We start from the raw sequence: 14,223 nt of genomic DNA on the forward strand, positions 1-14,223 counted from the left end.
ATGTTTCAAAGCCTTGGTCTTATTCGATGATCTCGGCGTTGTGATAGACATTTTGCACGTCATCACAGTCTTCCAGTGCGGCAATAAACTTGTCGAACTGGGCGACATCTTCACCGGACACTTCCACCATGTTCTGTGGTACGAAAGTGATCTCTTCCATCTCAAAGTTGACTTCGGGGAAGGCTTCCAGCAATGCCGTCTTGGCCTTGTAGAATTCGGTGTTGGGGGCGTAGACACTGATCATGCCGTCTTCCAACTCGACATCGGCAACATCGACATCGGCCATCATCAGGGCCTCGAGCACCACTTCATCATCTTCACCGGGGAAGACAAATACCGCCTGGTGATCGAACATGTGGGCCACAGTGCCTGGACCACCCAGCTTGGCATCATTCTTCACAAATGCCTGACGAACCTCGGTGAAGGTGCGCTTGCCGTTGTCGGTCAGACAGTCGACAATCACCATGCAGTTACCCGGGCCGAAACCTTCATAGCGGGCAGTATCATAGTCTTCACCGCCACCACCTTTGGCCTTGTCGATAGCCCGGTCAATAACGTGTGCCGGCACCTGATCTTTCTTGGCGCGTTCAATCAGGCGCCGCAGTGCCAGGTTACCGTCGGGATCGACACCGCCACCCTTGGCACACACGTAGATCTCTTTACCGTAACGGGAGTAGACCTTGGTCTTCTGTGCGGCCGTCTTGGCCATGGATTCCTTGCGGTTTTGATATGCTCTGCCCATCTTTGCAATGTCTCATCAATGCGTTGAAAAAGAGTGGCAGATTCTAGCAGCTTTCCCGCACTAAATGCACCTGTCCGCCCGCTGGGCTGCCGGCAGTGTGAAGCCACGCCTGATCATGCTTACCGTCTCCCGCCGCAGAATCTCATTACCTCACTATAGACTTATGTCCAATTCGGCAGAGCGCCGTGCTTTGGGTTATGCTGAAAAACTCAAGGATCCCTTGTTTGGCACAAACCAACAATAAGGATAGGAAGGGAGGCTGCATGTCTGAGGAAAACCGTATTTTGCCTATGCTGGCGGGGTTGCTGCTCGGCGCGCTGGCGCTGGGTTGCGCTCAGTTGGCTTTAAGTGCCGACAATCTATTGCTTTCACTGCTTGGATGGAGTCTTGCGCTTATAGGCCCTGTATTGGCGCTGCGCTGGGCTTCCCGCCCTGCGGTCCAAGGCGCCAAGCAGACATCCGGTGAGGGCGCAGGTGATGAAAAGGCGGCGCAGCAACTGGGCCAGGATGCCAGTCGTATCGCTATCGGCGCTGCCGAAGTGTCTCACTTTGTTGACCAACTCAAGTTCACTCTGGACTCCAGCGGTCAGCAAGCCGGGCAAATTGCCGTGGCGGCCAGTCAACTGAGCCATACCACCGTGGCTTTGAGTGAACATGCCGAAGTGGTGCTCAATCAGGCACAGGCATCCCGCAGTGTCAGCATCGAAGGGCGCCAGTATGCCGCCAGTGGTTTTCGTGCGGTTGAAGCCTTGAGCCTGGATGTCGACAAGGCCGCCTCCGGCGTGGGACAACTCAAGGCGCAGGCCGATGCCATAGGCAAAATCACCGAAGTGATTGACAGTGTTGCCGCCCAGACCAATCTGTTGGCGCTCAATGCCGCCATTGAAGCCGCCAGGGCCGGAGAGGCGGGTAGAGGCTTTGCCGTGGTGGCCGATGAGGTGCGCAGTCTGGCGGCCAAGACCGCAGAGGCTACCCAGAACATTGCCGCCATGTTGACCCAGATTAGAGAGCTGACCGACGGCACCTCACAGCTAATGAATCAGGTGGTTAGCCAAACCGCCGGCGCCGTGGATGCCATGAATTCACTGGAGCAGAGGTTTGACAGTATCGCTTCGGGTGTCGAGGATTCGGCGCAGGCGTTGGAGCAGATTGAGGCCGCGTTGCGTGAATATCGCGGCACTACGGCGGATATTTCCAATGCCATTACCCATATCAGCGAGTCGCTGACAGATACAGGTCGTCGCAGCGAGCAGATCTCCCGCCAGGCCTTTGGGCTGTCGCAGACCACAGAGGGAATGTTCCGGGCGCTTTCGCATTGGGATACCGGTAGTTTCGATCAGCTTATTCTCAAAGAAGCGCAGCAGGCCGCCAAGGCTTGCGGCCAAGCGTTGGAGCAAGGGTTGGCGGAAGGCAAGTTTACTGAGCAGCAGCTGTTTTCGCCGCAATATCGGCCGATAGCGGCGACTGAGCCACCCAAATACAACACCGCCTTTGACGGTTTTACCGACAAGCACTTTCCGGCCTTGCAGGAGCCGATACTGGAGCGTCACCGGGAGGTGATTTACGCCGGTGCGGTCGATAAGAAGGGCTACTTTCCGACTCACAATCAGCGTTTTTGCCAGCCGTTGACCGGTGATAGGGAGCGGGATATGCTGCAAAACCGCACCAAGAGATTGTTCAACGACCCAACTGGGATCCGCTGCGGCCAGCACACAGAGCCGGTGCTGCTGCAGACCTACAAGCGTGACACGGGTGAGGTGATGCACGATCTCTCTGTGCCCATCTATGTTAAGGGCAAACACTGGGGTGGCTTTCGGATAGGCTTCAAGGCCCAGTGATGCTGTAGTGCTACTGCGCCTTGGGCGCTCAAGGCTTGCGGCCGGCTCAGAGACTCAGATGCTCAAACAGCTCTGTGGCCAGGGCACTGAGTTCATCGGCGCTCGGATGAGTATGGGCATAAGTGCGCAGGCCATAAATACCCATCATCAGAAACCGGGTCAGCTGCGCCGGATCTTTATCGGCGGCCAGTTCACCTTGCACCTGGGCCTGCTGCAGTATCTGCTGCAACGCCGTTTGCCATTGCTGTAGATGTTGGCTCACTCTCTGTTGTACAGCCAGATCTTGCTCACCCACTTCGCTCAAGGCTTTGACCAAAAGGCAGGCCTGGCTGGCATCACAGCTGAGGCACTCGCTGACTATGTTGTCCAGATAACGCCGCAGGCATTCGAGCCGTGAACCCTCGGCCGGGAAAAAGCCCTGTAGCTGCTGCTCGCGATCGGCGTGGTACTGATCAATCGCCGCCAGAAACAGCCCGTGCTTATTGTCGAAGGCACAATAGATAGACCCCGGATGCAAGCCGGTTGCCCGGGTCAGATCCTGCATACTTGTCTTGCTGTAACCCTTGGCCATAAAGGCATTCATGGCGCTGCGCAGCACTTTCTCGCGATCGAATTCGGCGTTTCTCATAAGATGATTTCCCACTGTGATGCGCCGAGTTTACTGCAATTTGAATATTTGTTCAAAAAAGGCTTGAATGATCATTCAACAATCTTTATCTTGAACGAACATTCAAATAGGGGCTCAGCTCCTCAGGCTCTGAATAAGGCGAATGCCAGTGACTGAGCCGTTAACTCGCCAAGGGCAGGAACCATGTACCAGAACTTGTTTGAACAGTATCGTCTCAATGACAGCATCACACTCAATAACCGCTTTATGATGGCGCCGCTCACCCGTTGTATGGCCGATGCCGATTTGGTGCCGACCGATGCCATGTTGGCTTACTACGCCCGCCGCACCGAGGCTGGGCTGATCATCAGTGAAGCCACCATCATTCGCCCGGATGGGCAGGGCTACCCCAACACTCCTGGGATCTTTACCCAGACTCAGATTGCCGGTTGGCGCCGGGTGACAGATGCCGTGCATGAAAAGGGCGGTAAGATTTTTGCCCAGCTGTGGCACACAGGCAGGGTCGCGCATCCGCACTTCTTTAATGGTGAGCATGTGTTGGCACCATCTGCCGTGGGCGTTGAAGGTACAGTGCCGAGAATGCGCGAGCTGAGCTACCAAACTCCAAAGGCGGCCAGCAAGGCCGAGATTGCCGAACTGGTGCGTGATTACGCCAAGGCGGCAGAAAATGCCATTGAGGCCGGTTTCGATGGTGTGGAGATCCACGGTGCCAACGGTTATCTCATCGATCAGTTCCTGCATTACGACAGCAACCGACGTGAAGATGAGTATGGCCAAACGCCTGAAAACATGAGCCGCTTTGCCCTGGAAGTAGTGGATGCCACCATAGCCGCCATAGGTGCAGATCGCACGGCGCTGCGTTTGTCACCCGGGGCATACTTCAATATGAGTGCCGATCCCCGTGACCGCCAGGTGTTTGATTATCTGCTCGCCGAGCTTGGCTCCCGCCGATTGGCCTATCTGCACGAGGGTATGTTTGACGACAACATGCGCTTCGACTTCCTCGATGGCCGGGTATCGGACTACATGCGCCGCCACTACCAGGGAAATCTGGTGGGGGTGGGTGGTTACAGCCCGGAAACGGCCGCCGAGGCGATTGCTGCCGGGCGTTTTGATCTGGTCGCCATAGGCCGTCCCTTTATTGCTAACCCTGATTATATCGCCAAGGTTCGCAGCGGTGAGAGCCTGCAGGATTACTCGGATGAGATGCTGGCCACTCTCGACTGAAACAAGGCATCCCGGCCAGAGTACCCTTAACCCGCTTAGCCATGGCGCCATCGAGATGCAGTATTGGCGGCGCCTGGCGTCCTTGTAGAATTGCCCCATATTTGGCGAGTATTTTGGCATACTCGCCGTTTTTTTTGATTGTCTCCAGCCCTTGATTGAACTCGGCAATCAACTCTGCGCCATGGGGATGAAGGCGACTGGTGCTCAGGTGCAGGTTGCGGATATCCAGTGGCGGACCGGTAAAGTCGAAGCTATCTTCCTGTTGCAGACGCCAGAATGTATCTGTGGCGACAATCTCATCCTCCAAAGTCAAATCCAGACGACCCACTGCCAACATCTTCAGATTGGACTCCAGACTGTTGTTGGGCACGCGAATAAAATCGCTCGCGGCGCGAAAACCGGTTTGATAGCTGTATCCGCGTACCACGCCGATTCTTTTCCCCTTGAGGCTGTCGAGATCTGTGTATTCAAAGGGATCACCACTGCGCTTGATGAAACGCTGGCGATTTTGCAGATAGGGCTCGGAAAACAGCAGCACTTGCTCTCGCTCCGGTGTATGCCAGGTGGCCAGCAGCAGATCGGTTTTGGCCTCTTTAACCGACCTCAGTGCCCGGGCCCAGGGCTTTAACTCCACCTGCAAGCGATAACAGTGAACCGCCAGGGCGCTCTGAACTATTTCCAGTGCCAAACCGGCTTTGCCATCGGCCTCAATAAAAGGGGGCCAGGGATCATTGGTCAGTGTCAGATGCAGCGGTACTGCCGGTTCAGAAGTCGAAGGGGATGCTGGATTACAGTTGGCGCAAGCCAGCCATGGCTGTAGCAGAAACAGCAGAGCAAATACCCAAGTCAGTTTCATATTTGACCCTTCATATCAGAGGCTTGGAACCCAAAAGTGCTGAAAGAAAACTGCAGGTGTCGTCAGCATCCCATAAATCCGTATGTAATTGCAAGGTTACCAAATGCTACAAAATTGTTTGTTTTTGTTTGTTATATCTGGAGGGCAGATTTTCTGCGTAATTGAACGCAAGAGTCTTAAAGAGGACCTATGACTATAACAAATAATCAACTTGGAACGCGGTTCCGGCAGACGGCGTTGGCCAGTCTGACCGCGCTCTATTTCGGGGGCATGATGAGCGCCACCGCCCAGGTTCAGATGCAACCCGTGGGCAAAGGCAATTTCTATCAGCCGAGTTTTACCAAAGAACAGGTGTTGGCGGCAGACAAGGCTCGTAAGGCGAGCCTTGAAGGCGACATCTATGCCGGTCAGCCGGGTGTGCTCAACCAGGTATTGCGCCAGCGGACGCCGGAACAGATATTTCAGCCGGATCCATCTGTCAGCGGCGTTCAGAGCTATATAGTGCAGCTTAACGAAGAACCTCTGGCAACCTACGACGGCAGTATTTCCGGGCTGGCGGCCACCAAGGCACCGAAAAATCGCTCGCTGATCGCCAAAGGTCGGGTCAGTGTCAATACGACTGATGCCAGGGCTTACAGCCGTTTCCTGGAAAAGCGTCAGGACAGTTTCGTAAATCGCGCCCGTCAGGCCGGTGCCAATCTGCAGTTGAAACAGCGCTTCACCATTGCCAGTAATGCCATGGTGGTGGAGATGACTCAGGAAGATGCCAAAATTCTTGCCCGCCAGAGCGGCGTCAAGCGGATAACCCCCAACCGCATTTTCCAACTGCGTACCGACAGAGGGCCTGAGTTTATCGGCGCCGATCGGATCTGGCTCGGCCAGGACCCGAGTACAGGCCTGGCCGCCAAGGGTGAAGGTATGCTGGTCGGGATCATAGATACCGGGGTTAACACAGATCACCCGGCCTTTGCCGAGGATCAAGACTATGTGCGTTTGAACCCGCTCGGCAGCAACAAGTTTACCGGTGATTGTATCGACAGCCCTGAGTTGTGTAACAACAAACTGGTGGGGGTACATTCCTACCCCGAGATCACAGATGTTTACGGGGCGCCGGAATTTCAGGCCAACCCCTGGGGCACACCTGTCATGTTGCGCCCGGCCAATGGTGAGGACTATAACGGCCATGGCTCCCACACTGCCAGCACAGTAGCTGGTAACCATCTGGACAATACGCCTTTGCAGGCTGCAACCGGTGATGCCACCAGTGATGGGGTCAATGTGCCCTTTAACTTCCCGGCTACCAGCGGTGTAGCGCCGCGGGCGCATATCATCTCTTACCAGGTGTGTTGGCCCGGCAACGGTGGTGATCCCTATGCCGGTTGTCCCGAGTCGGCGATTCTGGCCGCCTTTGAAGATGCCATTGCCGACGGGGTCGATGCGATAAACTTCTCCATCGGTGGCGCCGAATCTTTGCCCTGGGCCGACCCTATGGAGTTGGCGTTTCTGGCCGCCCGTGAGGCGGGAATTTCTGTGGCTGTCGCCGCCGGTAATGCCGGTGCTTATTGGAGTGCGGATCACAGCTCTCCCTGGGTGACGACAGTTGGCGCCACCACCCACGACAGGGTGCTGGAAGCCGGTAACAAGCATATCGACAATTTCGGCGGTAACGAACGCTATCGCCCGTCCGAGCCTATTGTGGGCAAGAGCTTCTCCGGCGGCATTACCGGCGAAGTGGTGCTGGCTGAAAACTATGCCGACCCTGACCCCAGCGATGATTTCAACGCCGCCTCCTGTAACGTACCTTTCCCCGCCGGAACCTTCCGCGATGACCAGATAGTCATCTGTGAGCGCGGTGACATTCCCAGAGTGGATAAGGCCAAGAATGTGGCGGCCGGCGGCGCCGGTGGTTTTATTCTGCAAAACGTGGACTATCAGGTCGACAATCTGGTGGCCGACAGCTTTGTGATCCCTGGGATCCAGGTCAAGCAGAGCGACCGATACAAGCTGAAAAACTGGGTTAGATACAGTGATCCCGGCACGGCCATAGCGACTATCTCGGACTTCAGCAACGAGTATCTGTTTGATGATGCCCTGGCCAATAACCTGGCGCCTTTCAGCTCAATGGGCCCGAGCCGCACCAACAACACCCTGGTGCCGGATCTCAGCGCTCCCGGGGTACAGATTTACGCTGCCAACGCCGATGATCAACCCTTTACCGGCGCGCCGGATGCCTCCGACTGGACCTTTATGAGCGGCACCTCAATGGCGGCGCCTCATGTGACAGGTGCCATGACACTGCTGATGCAGCTGCATCCCGAGTGGACCCCGGCCGAAGTGCAGTCGGCGCTGATGATGACTGCCGGGCCTGTGTATCTCAACACAGGTTATGAGTTGCTGGAGCCTTTCTATCACTTTATGGCCGGCGCCGGTGCCATTAATGTTGCCCGTGCGGCCGATACCGGCCTGGTGATGGATGAGACCATAGAAAATTACCGCAATGCCAATCCGGAGAACGGTGGGATAGTCAACTGGCTCAACTTGCCTTCCATGGTGGAAATGGCCTGTGAGCAAAGTTGCAGCTGGATGCGCACAGTTACCGCCACCCGCGACGGCAGTTGGAGTGCCGAGGCTTTGGGTAAGGAGCAGGGCTTTGAGCTCAGTGTTTCTCCCGAGAACTTTACCCTGGCCAAGGGCGAAAGTCAGACTCTGGTGATCAAGGCCAAAGTGCCACCGTTGATTGAGTCCAACGTCAATCCGGGTGAGCCGGGAGCGCCTTGGCAGCAGGTACAAAACAAGGACGCCTTCTTCAACGGTGAGCTCAGACTCACTGAAGCGTCAGGCACTTCCCCTGAGTTGCATATGCCGGTAGTCGTGGCCAGTAAGGCTGATCAGATGCCGGTATCCATGGACCTGGAGATCAGCCGGGCTCAGGGCAGTGAAACCCTGAAGATGAATACCTCGGCCTATGCTCAACTGACGCCTCGTTTCTACGGCCCGGTGCAGCCTGAGCTAAAAACTGCCACCCTGGAAGCCGTGGCGCCATTCCTTGATCTGGAATACATAGAGAAGGGCTGGGATATTCAAACCGTCACGGTTCCCGAAGGCGCCAAGCGTTTGGTGGTGGAAGTGCAGAGCGCCAAGCGCACCAGCACGCTTGAGGAGATGAACCCCCGTTATTCAGGGGTGTTCCCCTTTGTGATCCTGGGGCGGGATGCCAACGGCAATAACGGCTTTATCCCTTCGCAAGAGGAGATGGAGCAGGATGACAGGGCGCTCAAGGCAGAATACGATGCCGAGCTGGTGTGTTTCTCTTCCAGCCAAGCCGAGCACAACCTCTGTAGTCTGGAAAACCCGGCCCCCGGTACCTATTGGTTTGCCACCGCCATGGCCTATGGCAAGGGGGAAGTGGAAGCTGTGACCGGCCATGCGGTGATCATGGCCGATGACGATTTCGGTATGTTGAGCCTGGATGGTCCGGCGTCGCATGATGGCAATGGTGACTATCAGTTGACCCTCAACTGGAATATTCCCGATGCCAAGCAAGGGGATGTCTTCTATGGCGGTATGGATCTCGGTGCCGGCCCCGGCGCTGAAGGTTCTTTCGGTTTCAGTGCCCTCAATATCCGCCGCGGCGAGGATGCCGTAAGCTGGTCAGTCAGTCAGGACAAGGCGCTGAGCGAAGATGTGGTGGATGTTACCGTTAAACTGGCGGCCAACCTGGAATCCCGCGATCGTAACTATGAGTTGCAGCTCAAGTTACCCGAAGGCATGCGTTTGGCACCGGCGACCATCAAGAGCAATAATCCTGCGGTTGCCGAAGCGATTGTTGCCGATGAAAGCGGCCTGACGCTGACAGGCCAGCAGCCCAGCACCCGCTTGGTGGAGCGGCAATACAAGGTCAGTACCAACCTCAACGATGCCATGTGTCGCACGCCTATGATTGATGAGTACTCCACAGGTGGCTACATAGATCTCTTCGGCGAGTTTGGCATGCAGCCCAACGCCGACTGGTTGGCCGGCGACTCTCAAGCCAGTGTCGATGTGCCTATCGATTGGCTGTTCTATAAAGAGGGCGCCGAGTTCAAGGTGTACAACCAAGCCAATGCCGGTTATATGCGGATGCATACTGTGGGCGCGTTGCAGTTTAACACTGCCTACTGGTATATGGGCGCGCACCGCGGCCCGGGTTTCCTCTACGAGGCGCTGGCCCCCTTCTGGCGTGGCAGTTTCGAGATGAAGTACCGCCGCCATTGGGAAGAGCCTTGGGGCCTGACCATAGCCACTCAGTACAAGGAAGAGCGTCCGGATTTGGGGGACTTGTTGTTCCTCGAGTTTGATAATGTTACCGACCGCCAGACAGGCCAGGAGTTTGACTTCCAGACCATACTGCGCAGTGGTATCGACGATCATCCCGGCATGTACGAGATCATCTATGCCTACCAGAACCTGGGGGCCGATGTGGCCGACGGGGCTGTGTTTGTCGAAGGCTTTGACAGTACCTGGTCCAGCGGCGCGGGGCCGAAGAATGGCTATCTTTATGAGATGCTGGGCTTCGATAACCTGGATACCTTGCTTAAGGACGATCTGGTGATCTGCTTTGATTACACCGGGCCTGAGCAGAGCCGGGTCGAGCTGAGCTTCAAGGCGGCGATTCAACCCGGGGCTACCGGGAAGGCGCTTGCCATGACGCTTAATTACGATCTCGAAGGCGGCGAGCCGGGCACTTTGAGCCATCAGATTGCGGTTAAAGGCAATATCCAGCTGGCGCCACTCAGTGACATGAGTGTTGCCGAAAATGGCCGTATAGACGGTATTGCCGTGACCTATATCGATGCCGATAAGGTGCCGAATCTGTTGGAGGTCAGTGGTGAACACATCAGCGCCGAGATTGACGGTGACAGCTTCAACCTGATCCCCGAGGCAGATTTTCACGGTGAAACCCAGGTCACGGTAACTGTGCGTGATAGCCTCAACAGTGGCGATGCCGCCAGCACCAGCTTTATGCTGAAGGTGGAGTCCGACGGGGTTGACCCTGTGAGCCCTCCAGAGCCGCCGCTGGAGGAGTCAGACTCGGGTGGTTCGCTCGGCTGGAGTCTGCTGGCGCTATTGTCTCTTGGCTTGTTGCGGCGCAAGCGCTGAGGCTGAGCTAAACAAAAGCCAAAGCTAGATCCAAAGCCAAACCTGAGTCCGGGTTCTCACTTGGGTCAGCTGCCAAAAACTGCTGACAAGGCAGATAAAAAAATCCCCGCAGGTTGCATCAGCGGGGATTTTTATTGCCAGGGCTCATTCAAAGCGGTTACTTACAGGGCTAATCATCACGATTGATACAGATTGACTTCGACAGGCCCCGGCATGCCTTCAGTCAGAAGCCTTGAACACCAATTGTTGTGCAAGCCACTCTCTACAAAAGAGAAGGCCACGAGGACTTATTGGCACCTTCCCTAAGGAAGACGCCAATTGAGATCGAAGTCGTAGCGGATACCGGCAGCCACTATCGACTCATCCTCTCGGTTGTCATAGTTTTGCGCCAGATATTCAAGGTGCAAACGTACATTATTCAGCGGCTGCCATTCCAGTGTCAGGTTGTAACCGTCATAGTCCAGGCTGCTGAAATCTTCTATGCCATCTTTGAACCAGAAGTAACCCAGCTTGAGTTTGTAGTCCTTGCCAAGCGGCAGTGCCAGCGCGCCATCAAAGGTATCGCCATCTCGATTGTTAGCACTGACAAAGTCATACTCCTTGCGTTGGTAACTGGCGGCGGCATAGATGCCGTTGTGCCAGGTATAGGCTGCTACCGCGCCCCACACCTGCTCGTCACCCTGCTTGATATCGCCGGCATATTTATCCTGGGCCAGCCAGGTCAGCCCCAGATGCAACTGCTGCCAATCGAATCCCGCCCCCAGGTTGATGATATCGGCGCCGCTATTGTATTCACTGTCATCAAATACTGCCGAAGCCATCAGGGTGAAAAGCTCAATGTTAACTTGATAAATTAAAGCGTTGTCGACAAAGAAGGGGCTTTCCTGATTGTAGCCAAAGGGGCTGTTGGCATTGTTGAAAATGTCAGTGTATTCCGCCACCAGGGTATATTGCACCGGGCGTTGCCGCCCCAGAGTCAGCTTGCCGTATGGCGAGTCGACTCCGGCAAACGCCAGTCTCGCCTCACCGAAGCGGCCATTATCATCGATACGGATTTTCCATTCCCCTTGCGCCAGAGCGCGCCAGCCGGGAAGAAACTCGGTTTCTGCCTTGACTCCAATTCGCGACAGTGCATCGCCTATGTCCCACTGATCTTTGCCGCGATCCCTGTATTCCAGTGTTGGGCGCAGCGAGCCGTAGAGAGTGAATTGACTGGCGCCAAGGGAGGAGGTCATCGAAGGAGACTTATCCTGCATTGTTTGACTGGCGGCAGGCTCAGGCTTGCTGGCTTGTTGCGACGATGCTGAGGTTTGGCTTGTGTCATGGGCCATCATTGGCGAGTGAGTGCCGGATTGTTGCAGCTGGGCTTGCAGTAGCTGCTCCAGTTCCATGACTCTTTGTTCCAATGCCTTGATGCGTTGCTCTTGGCTGCTGTCTTCGGCATTCGCCAGCAGCGGCAGCAGACAGGCGCTTAATATCAGGAGTTTGCCTTTCATATCGACTCTCCGGTAGCTGTGGATACGGTGCGCCCGGGCTTGGTACCTGGGCGCACTGGCGGTTTCAGACAATAAACTTGTTGAGTATGGCGTCCTGCTGCCGTACCTGTTCGGTTTGGGTATGCATGGCTGAGTTGGCCTGTGTCGCCGAATCCGATACCTGCACCGACAGATCCTTGATTCTGACCGTGTTGTTATTGATCTCTTCTGCCACCAGGCTCTGCTCTTCGGCGGCCGAGGCGATTTGCAGATTCATATCGGTGATTTGCTGAATGGCATCGCGGATACGGTTCAGCGCCTCATTGGCACCTTCTGCCTTGGTAACGGCTTCCTGGGTGGTGTCCTTACTCTGATTCATCACGTCGGCCACGGCGCGGGAGCCTGCTTGCAACTGCTCTATCATGGCGCGAATTTCTGTGGTGGATTCCTGGGTGCGCTGTGCCAGAGTGCGCACTTCATCAGCCACCACGGCAAAACCTCGGCCAGAATCGCCGGCTCTTGCCGCCTCAATGGCGGCGTTGAGTGCAAGCAGATTGGTTTGATCGGCAATATCATTGATAACACTCAGAATCGTCGCGATATTGCTGGTGGCGGTTTCCAGCTCTTTGACCTCTTGCACTGCCATATCAATCCGCTCTGACAGGGCATTGATTGCATCTGTGGTGGCGCTGACCACCTGTGTGCCGACACTGGTGGCGCTATCCGCGTCTTTGGCTGCGGTGGCGGCGCCCTGGGCATTACGGGCAACATCCGACGAGGTGGTGGCCATTTCGTGCATGGCGGTGGCCAACTGTTCCAGCTCATGCAACTGGGATTTCATGGCATCAGTGGATTGCTGCAGCTCGGCCGAGGTCATTTCAGAACTCTGCAATATCTGCTGCCCTATGGCCTTTGACTGGGTGATGAGCTGTTGCAGACTGGCGGTAAAGCTGTTGAAGCCAGATGCCAGTGCCGAGAATTCGGCGTCAGTGTCCGTATCCAGTCTCTGGGTCAGATCCCCTTCGCCCGAGGCGACATCTTGAATCGCCTTGTTAAGGGTTTCCAGAGGCCGCATCAGGGTCTTGATCAGCATCAGCAGCAGTGTGATGCTGACTATGACGGCGATAATGGCGTACAGGACGGAGCTGTTGCGCAGTTCGCTGACGGCGGCATAGGCGATATCTTCATCCAGCAGGGCGCCGACGTACCAGTTCTCACCACTGACCTTGGCAAAATCCAGGGTATAAGGTTTACCGTCCAGTATTACCTGCTGTGGATCTTCACTTAACGACACCTTGGGCAGGAAGTTGCTCATGGGTTTGCCGTTCAGCTCTGACTTGGGGTGGGCTATGGTGGTGCCATCGCCCGAGACGATAAACACATAGCCGGCATTGAAGAGTTTGACTTGATTGACCAACTCGGCCAAGCCGACCAGGCTGACATCATAAAAAATGGCGCCGATAAAACGGCCGCTGTCTTTGACCGGAGTGGCGATGGAAACCAGGATTTCCCCTGACGCCGAGTCGGCATAGGGCGCTGTGATAATCAAAGCGTCGGCTTGTTTGGCGTCCTTGTACCAGGGGCGCACCCTGGGGTCCCAACCGGCTCCGGGATCCCAGGCGGGATTGTTGTTGATGTTCGAGCCATCGCTTTCATAACCGAAGCCGACCAGAAGGAAGCTGTTTTTTATTACTGGACGGGTGATCACATCGCGGATGTGTGCGGGCGAAAGATCGGTTTCCAACATACTGGTTGAATAAGCGGCCAGTTTCTTGCGCGAGTCCAGCTCAGAAGAAACCGTGTTTTTGAGTCCATCCATGATTTCGGTCACGCTGGCTCCTACCTGAGCCTGCATCTGTTCCTGTACCGCAAAGTATTGCTTGGTGGAAAGCAGTGCAACTGTTACCAAAAGCAATGCAGAGGAGGCGGCGACAATCTTATGGCTGAACTTCATTGTTTATCCTCTGATAATGTTGACGTATCCCATAAATATATAGACATAAATCTACCCAGCGGCCATTGCGACCGGGACAATCTAGTACATTTGTTTAACAAGAATAGTGCAAGCCGAGGAGTTTTAACTGAGGATGTTTAATAAATGTGAACCAATAAGGCTTTCCTGCGCCATATTCTGACTGGGGCTGCTGGAAATATGGCTTAAACAACGCCCCTTGCGAATATAAGGGAAGGTGAGAACAAGTCCCATGCGTACTCTGCGTCGGCTTACAGGCCTGGATGCAAGGCGTGGTTCGCAGCAAATGGCCTTAGTCCTTTGCAAGAAGCACAACACAGCAGGCAGGCCTGTAAGCCACGCCCTT

8 protein-coding genes are annotated in these 14,223 nt (G+C 55.4%); 3 read left to right on the plus strand and 5 right to left on the minus strand.

What is annotated here, in order from left to right; translation table 11 throughout:
• Window positions 1-19: 19 nt before the first annotated feature.
• Window positions 20-742 carry a YebC/PmpR family DNA-binding transcriptional regulator gene (locus tag ACSHSR_RS07150; RefSeq protein WP_025010927.1) on the minus strand — a complete coding sequence of 241 codons (723 nt, stop codon included), beginning with the start codon at window positions 740-742 and terminating at the stop codon, window positions 20-22.
• A gap of 263 nt (window positions 743-1,005) precedes the next feature.
• Between ACSHSR_RS07150 and ACSHSR_RS07155 the strand changes: the two genes are divergently transcribed.
• Window positions 1,006-2,580 carry a methyl-accepting chemotaxis protein gene (locus ACSHSR_RS07155; protein WP_447078864.1) on the plus strand — a complete coding sequence of 525 codons (1,575 nt, stop codon included), beginning with the start codon at window positions 1,006-1,008 and terminating at the stop codon, window positions 2,578-2,580.
• 46 nt (window positions 2,581-2,626) lie between these two features.
• On the opposite strand, the gene ACSHSR_RS07160 is transcribed toward ACSHSR_RS07155, so the two are convergent.
• Window positions 2,627-3,208: a TetR/AcrR family transcriptional regulator gene (locus tag ACSHSR_RS07160; RefSeq protein WP_028781551.1), complete on the minus strand. Its 582-nt coding sequence runs from the start codon at window positions 3,206-3,208 to the stop codon at window positions 2,627-2,629.
• Window positions 3,209-3,391: 183 nt separating this feature from the next.
• Here ACSHSR_RS07160 and ACSHSR_RS07165 point away from each other — a divergent pair, with 183 nt between their 5' ends.
• Window positions 3,392-4,435 carry an alkene reductase gene (locus tag ACSHSR_RS07165; protein ID WP_418070175.1) on the plus strand — a complete coding sequence of 348 codons (1,044 nt, stop codon included), beginning with the start codon at window positions 3,392-3,394 and terminating at the stop codon, window positions 4,433-4,435.
• Here the strand turns inward: ACSHSR_RS07165 and ACSHSR_RS07170 are convergent.
• On the minus strand, window positions 4,353-5,291 hold the full coding sequence (locus tag ACSHSR_RS07170; RefSeq protein ID WP_304716415.1) for a substrate-binding periplasmic protein: 939 nt from the start codon (window positions 5,289-5,291) through the stop codon (window positions 4,353-4,355). The genes ACSHSR_RS07165 and ACSHSR_RS07170 overlap by 83 nt on opposite strands.
• 189 nt (window positions 5,292-5,480) lie before the next feature.
• Here ACSHSR_RS07170 and ACSHSR_RS07175 point away from each other — a divergent pair, with 189 nt between their 5' ends.
• Window positions 5,481-10,430 carry a S8 family serine peptidase gene (locus ACSHSR_RS07175; RefSeq protein ID WP_044734826.1) on the plus strand — a complete coding sequence of 1,650 codons (4,950 nt, stop codon included), beginning with the start codon at window positions 5,481-5,483 and terminating at the stop codon, window positions 10,428-10,430.
• A gap of 302 nt (window positions 10,431-10,732) precedes the next feature.
• On the opposite strand, the gene ACSHSR_RS07180 is transcribed toward ACSHSR_RS07175, so the two are convergent.
• Both ACSHSR_RS07180 and ACSHSR_RS07185 read right to left on the minus strand, forming a co-directional pair.
• A complete protein-coding gene (locus ACSHSR_RS07180; RefSeq protein WP_045282632.1) occupies window positions 10,733-11,926 on the minus strand; it encodes a porin in 1,194 nt (397 codons plus the stop codon).
• Between the two features lie 64 nt (window positions 11,927-11,990).
• The gene (locus tag ACSHSR_RS07185) at window positions 11,991-13,859 is read right to left on the minus strand and encodes a methyl-accepting chemotaxis protein (protein ID WP_107005332.1); all 1,869 of its coding nucleotides are present in this window, start codon (window positions 13,857-13,859) and stop codon (window positions 11,991-11,993) included.
• Between the last annotated feature and the right edge of the window lie 364 nt (window positions 13,860-14,223).

This window comes from Shewanella sp. VK101 (assembly GCF_056497865.1).